Raw genomic sequence first — 22,307 nt, 5'->3', positions numbered from 1 at the left:
TCAGGCTCCCGGTCTCAAAGCTCGGCGACTTTCACGCCGACCGAATAGCGGCGTTCGAGCAGGCGCAGCAGCACCAGGGAGACGCTGGTAACGACCAGGTACAGCGCCGCCACGGCAAGGAAATAGGTGAAGGGTTCGCGGGTGGCGTCCGAGGCCTGCTTGGCCTTGAACATCATGTCCTGCAGGCCGACCACGGAAATCAGCGCAGTAGCCTTGACCAGCACCAGCCAGTTGTTGGTGAAGCCAGGAATGGCCAGGCGGATCATCTGCGGCACCTGGATGCGGAAGAACACCTGAAGCGGGCTCATGCCATAGGCGAAGCCGGCCTCGCCCTGCCCTTTCGGGATGGCCATGAAGGCGCCACGGAAGGTCTCGGACAGGTAGGCGCCAAAGATGAAGCCCAGGGTTCCGACGCCGGAAGCGAAGGGGTTGAGGTCGATGTAGTCGTCATAGCCAACCATGGGTGCGATCCAGTTCACCGCGGCCTGGCCGCCGTAGAAGATCAGCAGGATCAGCACCAGGTCCGGTACGCCACGGATCACGGTGGCATAGAGGTCGCCGCACCAGGCCAGCCATTTCACCGGCGACAGGCGGATGGCCGCGCCGAGCAGGCCCAGCACGATCGCCAGGGCCATCGATAGCAGGGACAGCTGAAGCGTCAGCCAGGCACCATCGACGATGGTGGCTCCATAGCCATTGAGCATAATTTCGTACCTCGTGAAGCCGGACGTCGCCCGCAACGACACGGACGCTCAGGGCGAGCGCGACTGCAGGCTCACCCCCAATAAAAAAGTGGCACAAACTTCAGGATCAGGCCTGGGTCTGTGCCACTTCTGGACGTGGATCAGTTCTCGCCGTAGACGTCGAACTTGAAGTACTTGTCCTGTACTGCCTTGTACTTGCCGTTGGCACGGATGCCGGCGATGGCCGTGTTGAATTTCTCGACCAGGGCGGTATCTCCCTTGCGCACGGCGATACCGGCGCCACCACCGAAGTACTTCGGATCGTTGTATTCCGGGCCCACGAAGGCGTAGCCCTTGCCGGCGTCGGTTTTCAGGAAACCGTCGTCGAGGTTGACCGAGTCGGCCATGGTCGCATCGATGCGGCCGGAGACCAGGTCCATGTTGGCTTCGTTCTGGGAGTTGTAGCGCACCACTTCGATGCCGGCCGGGGCCAGGACGTCGGTGGCGTAGCGATCATGGGTGGAAGCGCGCAGCACACCGACCTTCTTGCCCTTCAGGTCCGCCAGCGGATCGTTCAGGGTCACGCCTTCCTTCATCACGAAGCGCGCGGGGGTGTGGTAGTACTTGTTGGTGAAGTCGACGGACTTCTTGCGCTCATCGGTGATGGTCATGGACGAGAGGATGGCGTCGATCTTGCGCACCTTCAGTGCCGGGATCAGGCCGTCGAACTCCTGCTCGACCCAGGTACATTTGACCTTCATTTCTTCGCACAGGGCGTTGCCGATATCCACGTCGAAACCGGCGAGCTTGCCGTCGGGAGTCTTGAAGGAGAAAGGCGGATAACCGGCTTCGATACCGATGCGGACCGGCTTGTCGTCAGCGTGGGCAACCAGGGAAAGCGCGGACAGGGCCAGCGCACCGAGAAGTGCAAACTTCTTCATCAGTAACTCCTTCGAGGGTAGGTCTTCGATTGGCAGGAGAAAGGGGTTGGCCCAGGCTGCCCGTGCAGAAGTGAAGGTTATTGTTCGTCTGCGCATTGCCGGCGCGATTCTTGTGAAAAGCGCGCCTACCGGGGTGAGCGGCATTCTAGCGACAGCCCCGGAGCGGATATTTCTTCAATGCGACAAGTAATTATAGAAGCGCCGGAGACAGGGCCCCGGCGGCTTGACGGCGCGGATTTTACGTGATTCGAAAGCGGGTAGTAAAACCCTAATTACTAGCAGTAATCGAGCCAAAACTATCAAACCCCAGGCTTGGCGCGGGGTGCGCGATATTGCCTTATTCCACACCGACAGAAAAGACGCACCAATGACGTGCGAAATGTTTCCTGACGCCTCATTTTGTCGCAGGAGAATGTTACCAGTGGGCAGGAAGCACACTGTAGGGCGGATAACCCGGAACGGGTTATCCGCCGATACCCCGCCGACGGATAAGGCGCGTTATGCGCCCTGCGAGCTATCGCCCTCCGCGGAAAGCGAACTCGTAGGATGGGTGGAGCTTGCGATACCCATGCTGTCGATGCGTACGGAATTGATGGGTATCGCTGCGCTCCACGCCATCCTACATTCGTGCTCCGCGAGAGCTTCAGCGCAGGCAGGCGCCCGGCATAAAGACGCAGGAATGAAAAACGCCCCGGCAAGCGGGGCGTTTTTGTGGGACGACGGATCAGGCCGCGCGCATGGCCTGGTGCGTGTCGATCAGGTGCTGCACGACGCCCGGATCAGCCAGGGTGGAGATATCACCCAGGGTGTCGTACTCGGCCGTGGCGATCTTGCGCAGGATGCGGCGCATGATCTTGCCCGAGCGGGTCTTCGGCAGGCCGGGCGCCCACTGGATCACGTCCGGGGTAGCGATCGGGCCGATTTCCTTGCGCACCCAGGCGCGCAGTTCCTGGCGCAGTTGCTCGTTGGTTTCCTCACCGGCATTCAGGGTGACGTAGACATAGATGCCCTGCCCCTTGATGTCGTGCGGCACGCCAACCACTGCGGCCTCGGCCACTTTCGGGTGGGCGACCAGGGCGCTCTCGATCTCGGCGGTGCCCATGCGGTGACCGGAGACGTTGAGCACGTCATCGACGCGGCCGGTGATCCAGTAGTAGCCGTCCTCATCGCGACGGGCACCGTCGCCAGTGAAGTACATGCCCTTGAAGGTCTTGAAGTAGGTGTCCACGTAACGGTCGTGGTCGCCGTACAGGGTACGCGCCTGGCCCGGCCAGGAATCGAGGATCACCAGGTTGCCCTCGGTGGCCCCTTCCAGGATGTTGCCCAGGTTGTCCACCAGCGCCGGCACCACGCCGAAGAACGGCTTGGCGGCGGAGCCCGGCTTCAGGCCGTGGGCGCCCGGCAGCGGGGTCATCAGGCAGGCGCCGGTTTCGGTCTGCCACCAGGTGTCGACGATCGGGCAGCGCGACTGGCCGACGGTCTCGTAGTACCACTGCCAGGCTTCCGGGTTGATCGGCTCGCCGACCGAGCCCAGCAGGCGCAGGCTGGAGCCGTCGGCGCCTTCGACCGCCGCCTTGCCCTCGGCCATCATGGCGCGGATGGCAGTCGGGGCGGTGTAGAGAATGTTGACCTTATGCTTGTCGACGATCTTGGCGACGCGGGAGATGTCCGGATAGTTCGGCACGCCCTCGAACAGCACCGTGGTCGCGCCATTGGCCAGCGGGCCGTAGACCACATAGGTGTGACCGGTGACCCAGCCGATGTCGGCGGTGCACCAGAAGACTTCGCCCGGACGGTAGTCGAATACGCGCTCGTGGGTCAGCGAGGCGTAGACCAGGTAGCCGCCGGTGGTGTGCAGCACGCCCTTGGGTTTGCCGGTGGAGCCGGAGGTGTAGAGGATGAACAGCGGGTCCTCGGCGCCCATTTCCTTCGGTGCGCAGGTGGAACCGGCGACCTTCATCAGGTCCTCGAACCACACGTCGCGGTGCTGGTTCCACTTGATGGGCGAACCGGTACGCTTGCAGACGATGATCTTCTGCACGCTGTTGGTTTCCGGGTTGGTCAGCGCGTCGTCGACGTTGGCCTTGAGCGGGGTCTTCTTGCCGCCACGCAGACCTTCGTCAGCGGTGATCACCACCTTGGAGCGGCAGTCGATGATGCGGCCGGCCAGGGCTTCGGGTGAGAAGCCACCGAACACCACGGAATGGATCGCACCGATGCGGGCGCAGGCCAGCATGGCGACCACGGCTTCCGGGATCATCGGCATGTAGATGGTCACCACGTCGCCACGGTGCACGTCCTGGCCACGCAGGGCGTTGGCGAACTTGCAGACCTGCTCGTGCAGCTCGCGGTAGGTGATTTCCTTGTGCTCGGAAGGATCGTCACCTTCCCAGATGATGGCGAGCTGGTCGCCGCGCTCGGCCAGGTGGCGGTCGAGGCAGTTGTAGGAGAGGTTCAGGGTGCCGTCTGCGAACCACTTGATGTCCACGTGGTGGTCATCGAAGGAGGTCTGCTTGACCTTGGTGAACGGCTTGATCCAGTCGATGCGCTGGGCCTGTTCGCGCCAGAAGCCGTCGGGATTGACCACCGACTGCTGGTACAGCTTCTTGTAGGTGGCCTCGTCGGTCAGAGTGGTCGCGGCCACTTCGGGACGCACGGGGTACACGGATGCCGCTGTCATGGCGTTTTACCTCGGTGAAGAGTGTTGTTTTTGTTGCCATCAGTTGTAACGGCGACACCCTTCCCCGAACCATACGACCATGGTCTTACCAATCCTTAGTCGTAGTGATGAGCCCCATAAGCCGTTGTTTTGGCAACAGGCTCATGGGGCCGCGACAACCTGTCACATGCCAAGGGCGTGGGGCAGCGCCAGCGAGATGTAGGGCACGTAGGTCACCAGGATCAGGAACAGCAGCAGGATCATCAGCCACGGTAGCGCCGCGCGGATGGTCGCCCCCAGCGGCAGGCCGGTGACCGCCGAGGTGACGAACAGGTTGAGCCCCACCGGGGGGTGTACCAGGCCGATCTCCATGTTCACCACCATGACGATCCCCAGGTGAATCGGATCGATCCCCAGGCGCATGGCGATGGGGAAGAAGATCGGCGCGAGGATCAGCACGATGGCCGACGGCTCCATGAAGCTGCCTGCCACCAGCAGCACGATGTTGACCATCAGCAGGAAGCCGATCGGCGTCAGCCCCTCCTGCATCACCCACTCGGTGATCTGCTGGGGAATCTGCTCGGTGGTCAGCACGTGGGCGAAGAGCATGGCGTTGGCGATGATGAACATCAGCATGATGCTCAGTCGCCCGGACTCCACCAGCACCTTGGGACAGTCGCGCAGGCGCATGTCCTTGTAGACGAACAGCGCGACGAAGGCCGAGTAGACCGCCGCCACCGCTGCCGCCTCGGTGGGGGTGAACAGGCCGGAGTAGATGCCGCCAAGGATGATCACCAGCAGCAACAGCCCCCAACCCGCGCGACGTGCAGCGGACAGCCATTCGCGCAGGCTGGCGCGCGGTTGCGCCGGCAGCTTCTTCACGCGGGCGACGATGTAGATCACCACCATCAGGATCACGCCCAGCAGCAGGCCCGGCACCACGCCGGCGACGAACAGCTTGCCCACCGAGGTCTCGGTGGCGGCGGAGTACACGACCATGACGATCGACGGAGGGATGAGGATGCCCAGGGTCCCGGCGTTGCAGATGATCCCGGCGCCGAACTCCCGCGGATAGCCCGAGCGCACCATGCCGGCCACGGCAATGGAACCCACGGCTGCCACGGTCGCCGGCGAGGAACCGGACAGCGCGGCGAACAGCATGCACGCCAGCACCGCCGCGATCGCCAGGCCGCCACGGATGTGGCCGACGCAGGCGTTGGCGAAGTCGATCAGCCGTCGGGCCACGCCGCCGGTGGTCATGAACGCGCCGGATAGCAGGAAGAACGGGATCGCCAGCAGCGTGTAGGCCTCGGACGTCTCGAACAGCTTGATCGCCAGCGAGCGCACCGAGTCCGGGCTGAACAGCAGGATCGTCAGCGCGCCGGACAGGCCCAGGGAAATCGCGATGGGCACGCCGATGAACATGAAGACGAACAGCAGGAGGAACAGGATCATCACGGTCATGGACGATTCTCCGCGGCTTCTTCGCCGGCCAGCTTCGAGGCTTCCGCGGCCTCGTCGGCAAGGCCCAGGCCGAGCTGGCGGCCGCGCAACAGGTTGACGAGGATTTCCAGGTAACGCAGGAGCACCAGGCCGAAACCGATGGGCACGATCACCGCGATGTAGGCCTGGAGGATGCCGAAGTGGTCGAGGTCCTCGGCGCCGATGCCGGCATTGAACAGGGTATTCACCCAGTCGAAACTGGCGACCATGAACAGCCCGGCGTAGCCCAGGCAGCAGAGGCAGGCGAGCACGCCAATGAATCGCTGGACCGGGCGCGGCGCCAGCTTCACTAGCGCGTCCACTCCCAGGTGGCCGGCGGTACGCACGCCATAGGCGATACCGAAGAAGATCAGCCAGCCGAAGAGCGCCTTGGTCAGCGCATTGCTCCAGGACATGTCCTGGGCGATGCCGAGGATTGCGTCGCCGATGGCGTAGAACAGCCCCTGCAGCGACGGCAGGCGGTCGCCCAGGTCATAGAACAGGGTGAAGACATTGGTCATCACCACGTAGACGAAAGTCACCAGCGTCATCGCCGCCAGCAGAAAGGCGATGGCGCCTTCCTCGAAGTGGTTCCAGACGCGCACGAGTCGGTTCATGGAAAAGGCTCCAGAAAGCCCCGCCATCCGGCGGGGCCGGACGGATCAATGGGGACGGTTGGAGGCTTCGGCGGCCTGGAGGAAATCGGCGCCGACGTTGTCGCGGAATTTCTGCCAGACCGGCTGCATCGCCTCGCGCCAGTCGGCGCGCTGCTGCGCGGTGAGCGGATGGATCTCGCTGGTACCGCTGGCGAGGATGCGCTGGCGGGCGTCGCGGTTCAGCCGCTCGGCTTCCTGGTTCACCTTCACGGTGACCTCGGCCATGATCTTCTGCAGCTCGGCGCGCAGGTCAGGCGGCAGGCCGTTCCAGAACTTCGCATTAGTGATCACCATGTAGTCCACCAGGCCATGGTTGGACTCGGTGAAATACTTCTGCACCTCGTTGACCTTCTGGCTCTCGTAGTTCGACCAGGTGTTCTCGGTGCCATTCACCACGCCGGTCTGCAGGCCCTGGTAGACCTCGGCGAAGGACATCTTGCGGGAGATCGCGCGCAGCTCGCGGAACTGCTCATTGAGCACGTCGGAGGCCTGCACGCGGAACTTCAGCCCGCGCGCATCGCCCGGCTCGAGCAGCAGGCGGTTGGCCGACAGCTGCTTCATCCCGTTGTGCCAGTAGGCCAGGCCGAGGATGCCCTTGCCTTGCATGCTGGTCAGCAGGCTCTGGCCCTGCGGGCTGCGCTGGAAGTTGTCGACGGCATCGATGTCGTCAAACAGGAACGGCAGGTCGAATATCTGCACCTTCCTGGTGTACTGCTCGAACTTGGCCAGGGACGGCGCGAGCATCTGCACGTCGCCCAGCAACAGCGCCTCCATTTCCTTACCGTCGCCGAACAGCGAGGAGTTCGGGTAGACCTCCACGCGCACGCGACCGGGCAGACGCTCTTCGGCCAGGCGCTTGAACATCAGCGCGCCCTGTCCCTTGGGCGTGTTCTCCGCGACCACGTGGGCGAACTTGATCACTATCGGTTCATGAATAGCCGGTTCATGGATAGTCGGTTGATTGGCAGTCTGCGGTTCATCGGCAGCCTGTATGACAGAAGCGCAGGCCAACGCCAGGACGGCGAGCAACGCCCGCCCCATGGTTCCAAACATCGCGTCACCCTCAATTTGTTCTTGTGCTTGCGAGGTGAGCCTGATGGCAGGCTCGCGAGGAGACTGACGCAAATGTTGGCGTTCGGAGAATTCGTCTTTTCCCAAAGCGGCGTTCGACACAGCGGAACGCAAGGTGCCAAAAGACGCGCCCGGCGAAGGCCGGGCGCTCGGGATTTCAGCGGATCACTGCTACGTAGCGGCGACTCAGGCCGGCACCCGCGTGCGGTGCTCGAGCATCATCCGCTCGTGCTCTTCGAGCATCCCGGGCACGCAGTCGCGGAGAAACTCCACCCAGGTGCGGATTTTCGCGTCGAGGTACTGGCGCGACGGATACAGCGCATAGACATTGAGGTGGAACAGGCTGTAGTCCGGCAGCACGCGCACCAGGCTGCCATCCTTCAGACCCTGCACGGCGGAGTACACCGGCAGCGCACCGATACCCATGCCGGCGCGCACGGCCTCGGTCATGGCGTCGGCGGTATTGACCTGGAAATGGGTGTGGTTGATGCCGACCATTTCCTGGCCATCAGGGCCGTCGAACAGCCACTTGTCCAGCGACATCACCGAGTTCACCAAGCGCAGGCAACGGTGCTCGGTCAACTCGCCCAGCTTCTTCGGCATGCCATGCCGCGCCACGTAGTCGGGCGATGCGCAAAGCACGCTGTAGGTCTTGCCGATGCGCTTGGAAACGAAGCCCGAATCCGGCAGCTCCTGGGCGATGACCACGGAGATGTCGTAGCCCTCGTCGAGGATGTCGGTGATGCGGTTGGCCAGGGTCAGGTCGAAGGTGACCTCCGGGTAGATTTCGCAGTACTGCGAAATCGCGCGGATCAGGTAATGCTGACCGATACCGGTCATGGCATGCACCTTCACCTTGCCGTGGGGCCGGGCGTGGGCGTCGCCCGCCTCGGCCTCGGCTTCCTCGATGTAGCCGAGGATCTGCTGGCAGCGCAGCAAGTAGCGCTGGCCGGCTTCGGTGAGGGCGATGCGGCGGGTGGTGCGATGTAGCAGGCGGGTGCGCAGGTGCGCTTCGAGCTTGGCCACCGTCCGCGAGACGTAGGCGGTGGTGAGGTCCATGCGCTGGGCGGCGGCGGTGAAGCTGCCGGTCTCGGCGACACAGACGAAAGCACGCATGTTGTGCAGCAGGTCCATCATTTCTCCTGAGAGCCTGTCCACGCCACGGCGGGCGGCCTCTGCAACGGCGCTCGAACGAGCAACGCCTTGTTACAGATTCATGACAGGCGGCGAATTGTCGCATACCTGTCGCGACGGGATTATTGTCCTTTCAGGCAACAATAATTCATCCAACCGTCAGCTTATCCTGCCCCCCGGCGCACTTCTAGAATCGCCCTCCCCAACGCGGCCCGCCGCGACACCCCAGGATTCGCACCCGTGCTCCGCCTTTCGTGCAACGTGCTGCCACCCCTTCGCTCCGCCTTAGAACTACAGGGTCATCAAAACCCGCCCCAGCCCGATCACCGCCTGCCGAGATAAGCCCGATGAGCAGTCTGTCCGTGCGCCTGCCCAAGGCCGCCGCGGTGCGCTTCGCCCTGTCCGACTGGGCGCACACCGACGGCGTCACCTGGATGTTCATCCTCAAGACGCTGATCACCGCCTTCACCGCCCTGTGGCTGGCCTACCGCCTGGAACTGCCGCAGCCCAACACCGTGCTGGTGAGCGCCTTCATCGTGCTACAGCCGCAGAGCGGCCAGGTATTGGCAAAGAGTTTCTACCGCATCCTCGGTACCCTCGCCGGGCTCACGGTGATGGTCACCTTCATCGCCCTGTTCGCCCAGGAGCGGGTGCTGTTCCTGCTCTGCGTGGCGATCTGGGTCGGGCTGTGCACAGCCGGCGCGGCGCGCTACCGGGACTTCCGTGCATACGCCTGCCTGCTCGCCGGCTACACCGCGGTGATGATCGGCATCCCCGCCACCCTGCACCCCGAAGGCGCCTTCATGCAGGCGCTGTGGCGGGTGATCGAGATCACCCTGGGGATTCTCTGCACCGGCGTGGTCAGCGCCATCGTCCTGCCGCAAACCAGCACCGCCGCCCTGCGCAACGCGCTGAACACCCGCTTCGGCGACTTCGCCGGCCTGGCCAGCGCCGGTCTCGACGGCACCCTGGACCGTGAGCGCTTCGAACAGGCCAGCGCGCGCATCGCCGCCGAAGTGGTGGGGCTGGAAAGCCTGCGCAACGTCACCGCCTTCGAAGACCCGCACATGCGCCTGCGCAGCGGCCGCCTGGCACGCCTGAACAGCGAGTTCATGCAACTGACCACGCGCTTCCATGCCCTGCAACGCCTGCTCGACCGGCTGCGCGAGCGTCAGGCCAGCAACGTACTCGAAGTGCTGATGCCATGCCTGATCGACGTCAGCGAATTGCTCGCCAGCTGGCATGGCCGCCCTCTGAGCGAGGCGGACGCGGAGCGCCTGAGCGTGCAACTGGAACTTTGCAAACACCACCTGATGCCGCGTATCCGCGAAGCTCGCGCCAGTCTCGGCCACACTTGCCCGCGCGAGGCAGATCAACTGGATTTCGAGACCGCCGCCGAGCTGTTGTTCCGCTTCGTCGATGACATGCACAACTACGCCCAGACCCACGCCTCGCTGGCTGCGCACAAGCACGAACGCGAGCAGTGGAAGGAGCGCTTCACGCCCAAGGCAAATGCGCTCGCCGCCGCAGTCGCGGGCTTCCGTTGTGCGCTGCTGGTGATCGTCGGCGGGGTGTTCTGGATCGAGACCTCCTGGCTCAGCGGCGCGACCTTCGCGCTGACCTCGGTGCTGATCGCCGCGCTCTCCTCCGCTTCGCCCAATCCCAAGCGCCTGTCGCTGCAACTGACGCTCGGCACGCTGCTCGGCGCGACGCTGGGCTTCATCCTGACCTTCCGCGTGCTCCCGCACATCGATGGCTTCCCGCTGCTGTGCTTCGTGCTCGCGCCGGTGTTCGCTCTCGGCGCCTTCCTGATTACCCGGCCCAAATGGAGCGGTTATGGCGTCGGCCTGCTGGTGTGGTTCTGTATTGCCTCGCTACCGGCCAACCTCGCGCGCTACGATGCCTACACCTTCATCAACGAATACCTGGCGATGCTGCTGTCCATGGGCATGGCGGTGGTCGCGGCGATCGTCATACTGCCGCCGAACCGGCCCTGGTTGTGGGAACGCCTGGAGGCCGAATTGCGCCTGCGCGTGGTGCGGGTGATCAGCGATCCGCTGAAGGGTCTGTCATCGAACTTCGAAAGCGGCACGCGCGACCTGCTGAACCAGGCCTACGGGTTATCCACAGGCCGTCCGGACGTGCAGCGCCGGCTGCTGCGCTGGACCTTCCAGGTACAGGAGATCGGCCTGTCGATCATCGAGTTGCGCCGCGAACAGGAAGCCCTGCCGAAGGAGCCCTGGTACGCCGAGCGCATGCCCTGGCGCCGGGCCATTCGCGCGCTGGGCCGGGCGCTGATCCGGCTGTTCATCCAGCCCAGCGAGAGCAACCGCCAGCGCGCCCTGGCGGCGGTGGAACACGCCATCCACGCCACGCGTACCACGGACGACCGGCGCCCGCCGCACTTCGATTCCTCGCCTCTGCGCCGGGTGTGCAGCTACCTGCATTTCATCCGCACTTCGCTGCTCGATCCGCAGTCGCCGCTGCGCGACTGAAGACGGGCCGGCTCTGCGTAGGATGGGTGGAGCGAAGCGATACCCATCAACGCCACTCGCATCAATCCCGACAAACCGTCCGCTGTCCCAGCTCGATTCGCAGCCGCATTGCGAAGAGCACCGGGTGATCGATGGGTATCGCTTCGCTCCACACCATCCTACCGGTGAGTCCTGTGACACTCCGCCGCAAGACCAGCCCTGAAACCCGCGTCACATCTGGATTGTTGCCTCTGAGTACGAAGTCTTGTTGGCGCCTGGATATATGACTCAGGTCAGGCAAATTCTATTATTTCCGTGCTGTTACAGCGCGCGCCGCAACACCACCCAAGACCCGTAATCATTCCCCAACGCTTCCCGATGCAGCCATGCGCTGAACGTCACGGACCCGTCACGTCCGGACTCCGGGAACAAGGCAGGTAAATTCATGAAAGCTGTAGTCATCCTGGCCATGCTGGGCTTCTCTTCGCTCGCCCTCGCCGAGCAGGTGAACGCCGCCGACCAGGCGCCAAGCGCGGCCGTGGAGCAGTACACCTACGACATGAAAATGGACGTCGCCCACGTCATCTCGACCACCGACGTATCCAACGAGTGCGGCATCGTGCCGGCACGCATGACCTACGAAGACTCTCAGGGTCAGCGCCACACCGTCGAATACCAGGTGTGGGGCAACGGCTGCTCCGGCGGCTAAGCAACTTGCGCAGTGCCGCCGCGGCCCACGCAGCCCCGGCGGCAATGCCAACCCTCTTCCTACGGCTGCAGCGCCGCCTTCGCGATATTGCGACTGTGCGCGCCGAAATGCCGGATCAATTGCAGAATCTGCTCATCCAACGCCTCATCGTGGCGGAACGGCTCCGGTGAATTCCCCGCACTGAAATCCCCCGCCGGCGCCTTCTCGTTCTCCAACCAATGGCCAATCGCCGCATCGAATGCCGCTGCATGGGCATGGGATTCGCTCGCCACCACCTCGCGCAGATACTCGGTCGAGTACGGTGGATAAGTGCCATCCGTGCTGACATCCGCATAGGCCGCCAGCAACGGCGACTGCCCGCCCAGGCGCAGTGTCTCGCGCAGCCAGTCCACCTGATATCGCTCCACACCGGTATGACGGTCCGCCACGCGCTGGATCGCCGCCTGCTTGTCGGCATCGAAGCCGGCCATGGACTTGCCCGCCGTCCACAGCATGCTGGCGGTGGTCTCACCCGGCAGCGGTGTCGAGTGGTACGGCTGGGTCATATCCTGGATGTAGTGCATGGCCCAGCCGAGAAAACGGTAACCCCAGTACGGATGGCCTTTCTCGAAGGCGAAGCGTGCCAGGCCGTAGAACTGGTAGGCGCGCCACTCCGGCCAGTTGCGCTCCAGGTACGGCGCGCCGGTGAAGATGATCGCATCCTCGTGGTAGAAGCCCATGTGGAACGGTGCCTGGGAGCTGAACTCGTAGCGCGGGTCGCCGAACGGCTGGGTGCCGAAGCCATAGCGCTGGCCGGCTTCGCCGGGATTGTCGCTGAACAGGTTGATGTCGTGGCCGAAGTCCGGCTCATCGGCTGCGCTGGCCAGCACGTCCAGCGCGGGAATCTTCTCCCCGGCCTGAAGCTGCACGAAACGCCATTGGTTCCAACCGGAGAGGTTGCGGAACACCAGCACGTCCGCTGGCTGCAGTGCGGCATGATTCGGCAGTTCACCGCCGGGCGGCGGCTGCACGGCGGTGGCCAGCTTGATCTCGGGGTTCAGGCGCAGTGCCATGAGGAAGGCCTTGCGCGGATCTTCGCGGCCATCCTCGCTCAGGCGCAGGTCATCCGGGCGCGGCGGGTACTGGCGGAAGTGTTCGCGGGCATAGGCTTCCTGCTCGTCCAGCAGCTTCACCAGGCCGGCGCGCTGCTGGGTGATGAAGCTTTCCAGCGGCTCCACCTCGACTTCCGGCGCCTGGGCGACGGCGGGCAATTGCTGCAGGGCGATGTAGCTGCCCAGGGTGTGATTGGACCAGGCCCAGAGGCTTTGCGGCAGGACCAGCAGGCCCGCCAGCAGGCAGGTGGAAAGTCGCTTCATCGGCTCTTCGCTCTTATTTGCCAGTGCAGTTATTTGCCAGTGCAATGCGGAAAATTCCGACGCAGCCTAACAACACAAAGCTCTGCGGGCACTGTCGAAGCTTGCCAGCGCGAGTCACCGATAACGCCACGGCTGACCATCATCAATGGCGCGAACGGCCTCAGCCACTACACTTGCCCGGCATGGAAAGGCCCCGGCGGCGCGTACCTGCCGGTCACTCGAAATAAGGGCGTCCCCATGCTGCAGTCCGTTTCACCCAAGCAAGACCTCCCCCTCAAGCCCGATCCTGCCGAATCCCGCAGCGGCGTCCTCGCCCCCTTCAGCATCGCCGCGTTCCGCATCATCTGGATCTGCAACCTGTTCGCCAACCTGGGCACCTGGGCGCAATCGGTTGCCGCCGCCTGGGTGGTCACCGAAGCCCATGCCAGCCCGCTGATGGTGGCGATGATCCAGGTCGCCTCGGCGCTGCCGCTGGTGCTGCTGTCGATCATGTCTGGCGTGCTGGCCGACAACCACGACCGACGCAAGATCATGCTGGTGGGCCTGACCGTGGAGCTTTCCGGCGCGGCGTTGGTGACGGTGCTGGCGTTCATGGGCTACCTCGACCCGCTGATGCTGATCGTGTCGATCCTCTGGCTGTCGCTGGGCAGCTCGATCACCATCCCCGCCTGGCAGGCGGCGGTGAACGAGCAGGTACCGCCACGCATGCTCGGCGATGCGGTGCTGCTCAACAGCGTCAACTACAACGTCGCCCGCGCCGTCGGCCCGGCCATCGGCGGTCTGCTGCTCTCGGCCACCGGCGCCTCCTGGGTATTCCTGTTCAACTGCATCTGCTACGCCTCGCTGATCTGGGCGATCTGGCAATGGCGCCGTGACGTGCCCAAGCGCACCCTGCCGCCGGAGCACATCTTCGAGGGCGTGATCGCCGCGCTGCGCTTCACCCAGTACTCCAGCGTCACCCGCCTGGTGATGCTGCGTTCGGCAGTCTTCGGCCTGTCGGCAAGCGCCATCTGGGCCCTGCTGCCGCTGCTGGCGCACCGCAACCCGGACGGCAGCGCCTCGGTGTACGGCTACATGCTCGGCGCCCTGGGCCTGGGCGCCATCGTCGCCAGTACCGTGGTGAGCAAGGCACGGCAGTGGCTGGGCAGCAGCCGGCTGATCAGCTTCGCCGCTGCCACGCTCGCCGTGGTCATGCTCATCCTGGGCTGGGTCGACAACCTCTGGGTGATCTTCCCCGCCCTGGTACTGGGCGGGGCCTGCTGGATCGCAGCGGTGGCTACCTACAACTCGGCGGTGCAGATTCTGGTACCCGACTGGGTCAAGGCGCGCGCCCTGGCGCTGTACCAGACAGCCATCTACGGCGGTCTGGCGGCGGGCTCTTTCCTCTGGGGCCATTTCGCCGAAACCATGGGCGTGCAAGGCGCATTGATCGCCGCTGGCTGTCTGCTGCTGATCTCCGTGGCCCTGCTCTACAACTCGCGCCTGCCGGAGCTGAACTCCGCCAGCATCGCCCGCGCACCGGGCGGTATGCCGGGGCAACCGACCTTCGTGTTCAACCCCGAGCGCGGCTCGGTACTGGTCTCCATCGAGTACCGGATTCCCGCCGAGCGCACGCGCGATTTCGTCCGCGCCGCCAAGCCGTTGCGCCGCCTGCGCCTGCGCAACGGCGCGGAACGCTGGGCGCTGTATCGCGACGTGAGCAACCCGGAAATCTGGCAGGAGCTGTTCCTGGTGGACAACTGGATCGGCCACCTGCGCATGCTCGATCGCCTTACCCTCGAGGACAAGACCATCATCGACAACGTCACCAGCCTGCACGACGGTGACGCGCCGCCGGTGATCCGGCACGGGGTGAGTTACGAGTCTGGCAGTTACGAGGCACCGCCGGAGACGCTGGGCTAGCGAAGCAGAAACAAAAACGCCTCCCGGTCAGGGGAGGCGTTTCAGGAGACGCGAGAGCGTTACTCCGCTGCCGGCTTCTTGCGCTTGAGCGGCGCCAGGCCATCCTGGCTCACGACCTTCGACGGGCCGGACTTCGGCTTCGCAGCGGGTTTCTTCTTCGCCGGCGCCTTGCTGCCGGACTTCTTCGCATCGTCCTTTTTCTTCTTGGTACCGGCGGCCTTGCCCGACGCCTTGACCTTCTTCGGCCCCTTGTACGAGCCCTTCAGCTCCTTGATGGTACGCAGCTCGAAGCGCAGCTTGAGGTAGCGCTCGATGCTCGACATCAGGTTCCAGTCGCCATGGCCCACCAGCGAAATCGCGGTGCCGGCGGCGCCCGCGCGGCCGGTGCGGCCGATGCGGTGTACGTACTCGTCACCACGACGGGGAATGTCGAAGTTGATCACCAGATCCAGGCCGTCGACATCCAGGCCGCGGGCAGCCACGTCGGTAGCGACGAGGATCTTCACCGCGCCCTGCTTCAGCCTCTCGATGGCCAGCTTGCGGTCCTTCTGATCCTTCTCGCCATGCAGCACGAAGACCTTGTGGCCGGCGGCGATCAGGCGACCGGTCAGGCGGTCCGCGGCTACGCGGGTATTGGTGAAGACGATGGCCTTTTCATAGGTCTCGTTGGTCAGCAGCCACTGCAGCAGCTGTTCCTTGTGGCCGACGTGGTCGGTCAGGATCACCTGCTGGCTGACATCCTCGTTCAGCTCGCTGACGCGGTTGAGTTGCAGGTTCTCCGGCTCGCGCAGGACCTTCTCGACCATCTCGTGCAGGCCGCTGCCGCTGGTGGCGGAGAACAGCAGGGTCTGGCGCTCGGCCGGGCACTGTGCGGCGAGCTTGAGCACGTCCTCGGAGAAGCCCATGTCGAGCATGCGGTCGGCTTCGTCGAGGATCAGCACTTCGACGTCACCCAGCGGCAGGTTGCCGGCGTTGAACTGCTCGTTCAGGCGGCCGGGCGTGCCAATGATGATTTCCGGATTCTTGCGCAGGCGCGCGCCCTGCACCTTGAAGTCCTCGCCACCGGTGATCAGGCAGGCCTTGATGAAAGTGAACTGGGCGAAGCGCTCCACTTCCTTGAGGGTCTGCTGGGCCAGCTCGCGGGTCGGCAGCAGGATCAGCGCGCGGGCGCCGCTCTTGGGCTTCTCCTCGGTGAGCAGGCGATGCAGCAGCGGTAGCACGAAGGCCGCGGTCTTGCCGCTGCCGGTCTGCGCCGTCACCCGCAGGTCGCGTCCCTCCAGGGCCTTCGGAATGGCCGCGGCCTGGACCGGGGTCGGCTCGGTGAAGGACAACGAATCGAGCGCCTTGAGCAGGCGTTCGTGCAGGGCGAATTGGGAGAACAAGGCAGACCTCGATATCACGTAAAGACCAAATAGCTGCATAGCTTAATGTTTGCCGAGCCGGCGCGCTGGAAATATTGCCGGCGAGCCTTGCAGGCGACTTGCAGCGTCAATAACCCGACAAACGTTGCGGCGCCCGGCGAAAGGCAATGCCATGCTCTGATATGCCTGGGAAAAAGGAGAATACAGGTGCCATCGACTCTCATTTACTACGTCGCAGCCAGCCTCGACGGCTACATCGCCCGCCCGGACGGCAGCGTCGACTGGCTCGAAGGCTACGGCAACGAACACGACGACCATGGCTACGCCGCCTTTTACGCCAGCATCGACGGCCTGCTCATGGGTCGCGCCACTTACCTGTTCTGCCTGAATCAGGACGAATGGCCCTACCCGGACAAGCCCGCGCTGGTCATGACCCGTTCCAACCACCTGCCCCACGCCGCACCGCAGGTCGAGCTGGAGCACTACACGCCGGTGGACGCGCTCGCCTCGCTGGAGGCACGTGGCTGCCAGCGCATCTGGCTGGTAGGCGGCGGCAGCCTGGCGGGTAATTTCCTCGCCGCAGGCTTGCTCGACGAAGTGATCGTCAGCATCATTCCGCACCTGCTCGGCGCTGGCATCCCCCTGTTCAGCATCGGACTCGAGCAACGCCTGCAGCTGCTGGAGCAGCGCAGCTTCCCCAGCGGCATCGTGCAGATGCGCTACCAGGTTCTGAAGGAAACGCCCTCGCCATGACCACCACCATTCGTATCGCCGCCGCCTGCCTGCTGGATGACGCCGGACGGCTGCTGCTGGTGCGAAAGCGTGGCACCCTGGCTTTCATGCTGCCCGGTGGCAAGCACGAGTCCGGCGAGACGTCCATCCAGGCCCTGCTGCGCGAATTGGGCGAAGAACTCGACCTGCACCTGGCGACCTCCGCGCTGACGCCGCTCGGCCACTTCCAGGCCGACGCCGCCAACGAACCGGACATGCGTGTGGACGCCCACGTCTACGTCGCCACCCTGCCCCACGCCGTCCAGCCCGCCGCCGAGCTGGAAGAGCTCGCCTGGCTGGACCCCGCCGGTGACTACCCACACAACCTCGCCCCGCTGCTGCGCGAGCAGGTTCTTCCCGCTCTGCTTGCCCATCTGGACTGATTCGTTCAGCTCAAATACCTGCATTTCGTCGGGTTTTTCCTTAAGAAGCCTTAAGCGTCTGGCTTTTGGCTACTAACCCGCCGGCTTTCCGTCGCATGGCCGAAAGCCCCGTTTTATAGGGCTTCCGGCTATAAGGTCAGGCCGTGACTGATGCGTCTGAACACATGTCACGCTGTGTCCTGCAAGTCACAGGGGAGTTATCAGAATCGACAGACGGTACGAACTGTCATCAAAAGTCGTTCAGAATGCGTGGAATTTTTGAGCGGACCAAAGGAAACCACGCCGACAACAATGGCGATCCAGCGGAGTCTGGGCGATATCAACCAGCAAGAAGACATGCCGAATGCGAAGTACCCTTTTGACATGCCTTTCCATAGGCTTGGCGACTTTTTTAGCCGCCACTGAGGCAACCGCCTCCTCCAAGATCACGCGTTCCTATCAACCCGCGCCGGTTGATCTCCGTGTCCCGGTCCAGGGTAGTGCCCTGCTGACCTTCAACGCCAAGCCGGTCAAGCCGACCAAGAGCGAGGCGCATCAGGTGACCCAGCGTGCCTACAGCATGATCGGTACGCCTTACCGCTGGGGTGGCACTTCGCCCAAGCGTGGCTTCGATTGCAGCGGCCTGGTGAACTACGTGTTCCAGAACGTCGATGAAGTCGACCTGCCGCGTACCGCGCAGCAGATGTACAGCATGCGCGGCAACTCGAAAGTGGCGCGCGGTGACCTGCAGCCCGGCGACCTGGTGTTCTTCCGCATCCACAACCGCCGCAATGTCGACCACGTGGGCATCTACGTCGGCGATAACCAGTTCGTCCACGCGCCGCGCCGCGGCCAGAAGGTACGAGTCTCCGACCTTGGTGGCGACTACTGGAAAAAGCATTACACCGCTGCCCGTCGCATCCTGCCGGAAACCCTGGCCAAAGCTGACGTTGGCGGTCGCTTCGACTGACGCTGAGCGCTCTCCCCTCTCGGGAGGGCGCCTGTCCCTTGTCCTTCTTCCCTTCGCTTACAGACCGCGACGCGCCTGTCGGCGCAGCAGTCGCGCACTATCCCAACCGGTCAGCAGCACGGCAATCCAGATCGGCCCGTAGGTCCAGATCTGGGCCGGATTGAACGCCTCGCCCAGGAACAGCACGGCGATGGCGAAAAGCAGCACCGGCTCGACATAGCTCAGAATCCCGAACAGCCCCATCGGCAGCAGCCGGCTGGCCGCCATCATCGCGCCGAACGCCAACGCGCTGATCAGCCCCAGCAGCGGCAGCAATGCCCACAGGCGCGGCACCTCCTCCAGCACCTTGCCGCTATCGGTTATCCACAGGGTCGCGAGAGCGAACGGCAGCAGCACGATCATCTCGAAGACAAAGCCCGACAGCGAATCCACCGCCATCTTGCGGCGCAACATGAAGTACGGCGGATAACCCAGCGCAGTGATCAGGGTGAACCAGGAGAACGCGCGCGTAAGCCACAGCTCGTGCAGCACGCCGGCCAGCGCGAAAGCAACGGCGATGCCCTGCAACGTAGTCAAGCGCTCGCCGTAGAACACCCGCCCACACAGCACCATGGTCAGCGGCAGCAGGAAGTAGCCCAGCGACAACTCCAGCGTGCGCCCGACCATGGGCGCCCAGATGAATACCCCCCACTGGATCAGCATCATCGCCGCCGTCAGCGGGAAGCACGCCAGCAGCCATGGCTCGCGCAGCAGCCGCCGCCCCGCATCGCGCAGCACGCCACCCTGACGGGTGAACAGCACCAGCAGCAGGACCATGGGAATCGACCAGACTACCCGGTGTGCGATCACCTGGATGCTGGTCAGCGGCTCCAGCGAGTGGATGTAACCCGGCAAGGTCACGAACAGCACGGAAGACGCCAGGGACAGCGCTACACCACGTCCGGAGATGTTCATGCGAAGCGCTCCCGCTGACGACGCAGGCCGAAACGGTTGACGCCCAGCGACGCCACGATCACCGCACCACCCAACGCCAACCGCGGCAAGTCGGCAGCCTCGTTCCAGATCAGCAGGTTGATCAGCAGGCCCACCGGCACGTGAAGGTTGTTCATTACCGCCAGGGTGCCGGCATCCACCATCGTGCCGCCCTTGTTCCACCAGAACTGCCCCAGTGCGGTGGCCAGCAGGCCCATCCACACCAGCACGCCCCACTGCAGGTCGGTGGTTGGCAGCTTCTGCGGATTGCCGAACAGCAGCCAGCCCGGCAGCGCGATCAGCAGTGCGCCAACGAAGAAGTAGCCGAAGCGGCGGTATTGCGGGATATCCGAGGGATAGCGCTGCACCAGGTGCTTGTAGAACACCTGCCCCGCCGCGAAGGTCGCGTTGGCCAGTTGCAGCAACAGGAAGCCCTGGATGTAGTCGCCGCTGACGCCGTCATAACGAATGATCCCGGCGCCCAGCACCGCAACGGCGGCAGCCAGCAGCGCCCAGGCGTTGAAGCGGCGGTTCAGCGCATCATCGATGAGCGCCACGTGCAGCGGCGTCAGCACGGTGAACAGCAGCACTTCCGGCACCGTCAGCACGCGGAAGCTCTGGTAGAGACAGACGTAGGTAATGCCGAATTGCAGCGCGCCGGCCAGCATCACGCCGGCGATGAAGCGCGGCTCGACGCCGCGCCAGCGGGTCAGCGGCAGGAACACCAGGCCGGCCAGCACCACGCGGGTCAGCACGGCGAAATAGCTGTCGACCTGCCCGGCGAGGTACTCGCCGATCAGGCTGAAGGAGAACGCCCAGAGGACGGTGACGAAAAGCAGGTAAGGCATGGAAAAGGCGACCGGAACGGGGCAGGCAACATAGCGTCAGTCTCAGCGTAGGAAAAGCGCTGCGCGCCCGCGCCCTGCGAAAGGCAGAAACGAAAAAGGGCGACCGAAGTCGCCCTTTTCCTTGGATGGTAAATCAGGGATTAGCCCTGGTTCTCCATCTGAGCACGGATCAGATCACCAATGGTGGTCGGACCAGTGTTTTCTACGTCTTGCTTGGTGCGCAGTTCTTTCATCGCATCTTTCTCGTCATCAACGTCTTTCGACTTGATGGAGAGGGAGATGACGCGGCTCTTGCGGTCGATGCTGATGATCTTGGCTTCGACTTCTTCGCCTTCTTTCAGAACGTTGCGAGCGTCTTCAACGCGGTCACGGCTGATTTCGGAGGCTTTCAGAACGCCTTCGATTTCGCCGCCCAGGCTGATGACAGCGCCTTTGGCGTCAACTTCCTTCACGGTACCGCGAACGATGGTGCCTTTCTCGTTGAGCGAGGCGTAGTTGGAGAACGGATCGTCTTCCAGCTGCTTGATACCCAAGGAGATGCGCTCACGCTCCGGATCAACGGAGAGGATGACGGTTTCCAGCTCGTCGCCCTTCTTGAAGCGGCGAACGGCTTCTTCGCCAACTTCGTTCCAGGAGATGTCGGACAGGTGAACCAGACCGTCGATGCCGCCTTCCAGGCCGATGAAGATACCGAAATCGGTGATCGACTTGATGGTGCCGGAGATCTTGTCGCCCTTGTTGAAGCGGCCAGAGAAGTCTTCCCACGGGTTGGACTTGCACTGCTTGATGCCCAGGGAGATACGACGACGCTCTTCGTCGATGTCCAGAACCTGAACTTCCACTTCGTCGCCAACCTGAACGACTTTCGACGGGTGGATGTTCTTGTTGGTCCAGTCCATTTCGGAGACGTGTACCAGGCCTTCCACGCCCTCTTCCAGCTCGGCGAAGCAGCCGTAGTCGGTGAGGTTGGTGACGCGCGCGGTCACGCGGGTGCCTTCCGGGTAACGGGCTTTGATGGCAACCCATGGGTCTTCGCCCAGTTGCTTCAGGCCCAGGGATACGCGGTTGCGCTCGCGGTCGAACTTCAGAACCTTGACATCGATCTCGTCGCCAACGTTGACGATTTCCGACGGATGCTTGATACGCTTCCAGGCCATGTCGGTGATGTGCAGCAGACCATCGACGCCGCCCAGGTCAACGAACGCACCGTAGTCGGTGAGGTTCTTGACGATACCTTTGACCTGCTGGCCTTCCTGCAGGGATTCCAGCAGAGCTTCGCGCTCGGCGCTGTTCTCGGCTTCCAGCACGCTGCGGCGGGAAACGACAACGTTGTTGCGCTTCTGGTCCAGCTTGATGACCTTGAACTCGAGCTCTTTGCCTTCCAGGTGAGTGGTGTCACGCACCGGACGCACGTCGACCAGCGAACCCGGCAGGAACGCGCGGATGCCGTTGACGTCGACGGTGAAGCCACCCTTGACCTTGCCGTTGATGACGCCTTTGACCACTTCGTCGGCAGAGAAAGCAGCTTCCAGAACGATCCAGCTCTCGGCACGCTTGGCTTTTTCGCGGGACAGCTTGGTTTCACCAAAGCCGTCTTCTACCGCGTCCAGCGCAACGTGGACTTCGTCACCCACATTGATGGTCAGCTCGCCCTGTTCGTTGTAGAACTGCTCGACCGGGATGACGCCCTCGGATTTCAGACCGGCATGGACGGTGACCCAGTCACCATCGATGTCGACCACGATGCCGGTGATGATCGCACCCGGCTGCATGTCGAGGGATTTCAGACTTTCTTCAAAGAGTTCTGCGAAGCTTTCGCTCATGTCTATACCTGTAGTCAAAGGCTTGTAAGCCCGATTCCGCGCCACCAGCGAACACGGTCAAGTGATGAAAAAGAAGCCAGCAGGATCAAGACTGGTATCCTGCCGGCCCCCTGTTGCACCCGCGAAAGCGGATG

Annotated in this window: 18 protein-coding genes; 6 read left to right on the top strand and 12 right to left on the bottom strand. The window is 63.6% G+C overall.

Annotated features, from left to right (window positions below):
* Positions 1-14: 14 nt before the first annotated feature.
* From ACKI1H_RS13685 to ACKI1H_RS13655, 7 genes are all read right to left on the bottom strand, one after another.
* Complete coding sequence (locus ACKI1H_RS13685; protein ID WP_138522563.1) at positions 15-704, bottom strand: ABC transporter permease; 690 nt, start codon at positions 702-704, stop codon at positions 15-17.
* A 140-nt stretch (positions 705-844) separates the two neighbouring features.
* The gene (locus ACKI1H_RS13680) at positions 845-1,624 is read right to left on the bottom strand and encodes an ABC transporter substrate-binding protein (RefSeq protein WP_138522565.1); all 780 of its coding nucleotides are present in this window, start codon (positions 1,622-1,624) and stop codon (positions 845-847) included.
* Between the two features lie 724 nt (positions 1,625-2,348).
* Positions 2,349-4,304, bottom strand: coding sequence for an acetate--CoA ligase (gene acs, locus ACKI1H_RS13675; protein WP_138522567.1), 1,956 nt, complete (start codon positions 4,302-4,304; stop codon positions 2,349-2,351).
* Between the two features lie 162 nt (positions 4,305-4,466).
* Positions 4,467-5,747, bottom strand: coding sequence for a C4-dicarboxylate TRAP transporter large permease protein DctM (gene dctM, locus ACKI1H_RS13670; RefSeq protein ID WP_416747805.1), 1,281 nt, complete (start codon positions 5,745-5,747; stop codon positions 4,467-4,469).
* Entirely contained in the window at positions 5,744-6,382 is a 639-nt protein-coding gene (locus ACKI1H_RS13665; RefSeq protein WP_440468614.1) for a TRAP transporter small permease, read from the bottom strand. Before ACKI1H_RS13665 ends, dctM begins: the two co-directional genes overlap by 4 nt.
* A gap of 45 nt (positions 6,383-6,427) precedes the next feature.
* Positions 6,428-7,462 (bottom strand): TRAP transporter substrate-binding protein, encoded by a 1,035-nt coding sequence (locus ACKI1H_RS13660; protein WP_440468862.1) that lies wholly within the window; start codon positions 7,460-7,462, stop codon positions 6,428-6,430.
* 216 nt (positions 7,463-7,678) lie between these two features.
* Entirely contained in the window at positions 7,679-8,626 is a 948-nt protein-coding gene (locus ACKI1H_RS13655) for a LysR family transcriptional regulator (RefSeq protein ID WP_138522575.1), read from the bottom strand.
* Between the two features lie 347 nt (positions 8,627-8,973).
* On the opposite strand from ACKI1H_RS13655, the gene ACKI1H_RS13650 reads away from it, so the two are divergent.
* Complete coding sequence (locus ACKI1H_RS13650) at positions 8,974-11,121, top strand: FUSC family protein (protein WP_138522577.1); 2,148 nt, start codon at positions 8,974-8,976, stop codon at positions 11,119-11,121.
* 424 nt (positions 11,122-11,545) lie between these two features.
* Positions 11,546-11,809 carry a DUF2790 domain-containing protein gene (locus ACKI1H_RS13645; protein WP_138522579.1) on the top strand — a complete coding sequence of 88 codons (264 nt, stop codon included), beginning with the start codon at positions 11,546-11,548 and terminating at the stop codon, positions 11,807-11,809.
* Positions 11,810-11,868: 59 nt separating this feature from the next.
* Here the strand turns inward: ACKI1H_RS13645 and ACKI1H_RS13640 are convergent, their stop codons facing one another.
* Positions 11,869-13,164, bottom strand: a complete 1,296-nt coding sequence (locus ACKI1H_RS13640; protein WP_280054213.1) for a phospholipase — start codon at positions 13,162-13,164, stop codon at positions 11,869-11,871.
* Positions 13,165-13,401: 237 nt separating this feature from the next.
* On the opposite strand from ACKI1H_RS13640, the gene ACKI1H_RS13635 reads away from it, so the two are divergent.
* A complete protein-coding gene (locus tag ACKI1H_RS13635) occupies positions 13,402-15,066 on the top strand; it encodes an MFS transporter (protein WP_138522583.1) in 1,665 nt (554 codons plus the stop codon).
* 59 nt (positions 15,067-15,125) lie between these two features.
* Here ACKI1H_RS13635 and ACKI1H_RS13630 read toward each other — a convergent pair whose 3' ends face one another.
* Positions 15,126-16,463, bottom strand: a complete 1,338-nt coding sequence (locus ACKI1H_RS13630) for a DEAD/DEAH box helicase (RefSeq protein WP_440468861.1) — start codon at positions 16,461-16,463, stop codon at positions 15,126-15,128.
* A gap of 171 nt (positions 16,464-16,634) precedes the next feature.
* On the opposite strand from ACKI1H_RS13630, the gene ACKI1H_RS13625 reads away from it, so the two are divergent.
* The 3 genes from ACKI1H_RS13625 to ACKI1H_RS13615 all read left to right on the top strand — a co-directional run bounded on the left by ACKI1H_RS13625 (position 16,635) and on the right by ACKI1H_RS13615 (position 18,530).
* Complete coding sequence (locus tag ACKI1H_RS13625; RefSeq protein ID WP_440468613.1) at positions 16,635-17,180, top strand: dihydrofolate reductase family protein; 546 nt, start codon at positions 16,635-16,637, stop codon at positions 17,178-17,180.
* Positions 17,177-17,581: an NUDIX hydrolase gene (locus ACKI1H_RS13620; protein ID WP_440468612.1), complete on the top strand. Its 405-nt coding sequence runs from the start codon at positions 17,177-17,179 to the stop codon at positions 17,579-17,581. Before ACKI1H_RS13625 ends, ACKI1H_RS13620 begins: the two co-directional genes overlap by 4 nt.
* Before the next feature lie 343 nt (positions 17,582-17,924).
* On the top strand, positions 17,925-18,530 hold the full coding sequence (locus ACKI1H_RS13615; RefSeq protein WP_138522589.1) for a C40 family peptidase: 606 nt from the start codon (positions 17,925-17,927) through the stop codon (positions 18,528-18,530).
* Between the two features lie 57 nt (positions 18,531-18,587).
* Here ACKI1H_RS13615 and rarD read toward each other — a convergent pair whose 3' ends face one another.
* The 3 genes from rarD to rpsA form a co-directional block, all read right to left on the bottom strand.
* A complete protein-coding gene (gene rarD, locus ACKI1H_RS13610; RefSeq protein ID WP_138522592.1) occupies positions 18,588-19,484 on the bottom strand; it encodes an EamA family transporter RarD in 897 nt (298 codons plus the stop codon).
* On the bottom strand, positions 19,481-20,350 hold the full coding sequence (locus tag ACKI1H_RS13605) for a carboxylate/amino acid/amine transporter (protein WP_138522594.1): 870 nt from the start codon (positions 20,348-20,350) through the stop codon (positions 19,481-19,483). The genes rarD and ACKI1H_RS13605 overlap by 4 nt, the downstream gene beginning before the upstream one ends.
* 140 nt (positions 20,351-20,490) lie before the next feature.
* Positions 20,491-22,173 (bottom strand): 30S ribosomal protein S1, encoded by a 1,683-nt coding sequence (rpsA, locus tag ACKI1H_RS13600; protein WP_017517968.1) that lies wholly within the window; start codon positions 22,171-22,173, stop codon positions 20,491-20,493.
* Positions 22,174-22,307: the final 134 nt, after the last annotated feature.

The organism is Pseudomonas sp. YH-1 (genome assembly GCF_051990045.1).
In the GTDB taxonomy this organism is placed as follows: Bacteria; Pseudomonadota; Gammaproteobacteria; order Pseudomonadales; family Pseudomonadaceae; genus Pseudomonas; species Pseudomonas nicosulfuronedens.
Note: the sequence above shows the minus strand (reverse complement) of the source record. Positions and strands in the feature narration are given on the sequence as shown.

What these genes read in the sequence shown, in the direction of transcription:
- ACKI1H_RS13685 (WP_138522563.1), bottom strand. Translation starts at nt 704, where the DNA reads ATGCTCAATGGCTATGGAGCCACCATCGTCGATGGTGCCTGGCTGACG.
- ACKI1H_RS13680 (WP_138522565.1), bottom strand. Translation starts at nt 1,624, where the DNA reads ATGAAGAAGTTTGCACTTCTCGGTGCGCTGGCCCTGTCCGCGCTTTCC.
- acs (WP_138522567.1), bottom strand. Translation starts at nt 4,304, where the DNA reads ATGACAGCGGCATCCGTGTACCCCGTGCGTCCCGAAGTGGCCGCGACC.
- dctM (WP_416747805.1), bottom strand. Translation starts at nt 5,747, where the DNA reads ATGACCGTGATGATCCTGTTCCTCCTGCTGTTCGTCTTCATGTTCATC.
- ACKI1H_RS13665 (WP_440468614.1), bottom strand. Translation starts at nt 6,382, where the DNA reads ATGAACCGACTCGTGCGCGTCTGGAACCACTTCGAGGAAGGCGCCATC.
- ACKI1H_RS13660 (WP_440468862.1), bottom strand. Translation starts at nt 7,462, where the DNA reads ATGGGGCGGGCGTTGCTCGCCGTCCTGGCGTTGGCCTGCGCTTCTGTC.
- ACKI1H_RS13655 (WP_138522575.1), bottom strand. Translation starts at nt 8,626, where the DNA reads ATGGACCTGCTGCACAACATGCGTGCTTTCGTCTGTGTCGCCGAGACC.
- ACKI1H_RS13650 (WP_138522577.1), top strand. Translation starts at nt 8,974, where the DNA reads ATGAGCAGTCTGTCCGTGCGCCTGCCCAAGGCCGCCGCGGTGCGCTTC.
- ACKI1H_RS13645 (WP_138522579.1), top strand. Translation starts at nt 11,546, where the DNA reads ATGAAAGCTGTAGTCATCCTGGCCATGCTGGGCTTCTCTTCGCTCGCC.
- ACKI1H_RS13640 (WP_280054213.1), bottom strand. Translation starts at nt 13,164, where the DNA reads ATGAAGCGACTTTCCACCTGCCTGCTGGCGGGCCTGCTGGTCCTGCCG.
- ACKI1H_RS13635 (WP_138522583.1), top strand. Translation starts at nt 13,402, where the DNA reads ATGCTGCAGTCCGTTTCACCCAAGCAAGACCTCCCCCTCAAGCCCGAT.
- ACKI1H_RS13620 (WP_440468612.1), top strand. Translation starts at nt 17,177, where the DNA reads ATGACCACCACCATTCGTATCGCCGCCGCCTGCCTGCTGGATGACGCC.
- ACKI1H_RS13615 (WP_138522589.1), top strand. Translation starts at nt 17,925, where the DNA reads ATGCGAAGTACCCTTTTGACATGCCTTTCCATAGGCTTGGCGACTTTT.
- rarD (WP_138522592.1), bottom strand. Translation starts at nt 19,484, where the DNA reads ATGAACATCTCCGGACGTGGTGTAGCGCTGTCCCTGGCGTCTTCCGTG.
- ACKI1H_RS13605 (WP_138522594.1), bottom strand. Translation starts at nt 20,350, where the DNA reads ATGCCTTACCTGCTTTTCGTCACCGTCCTCTGGGCGTTCTCCTTCAGC.
- rpsA (WP_017517968.1), bottom strand. Translation starts at nt 22,173, where the DNA reads ATGAGCGAAAGCTTCGCAGAACTCTTTGAAGAAAGTCTGAAATCCCTC.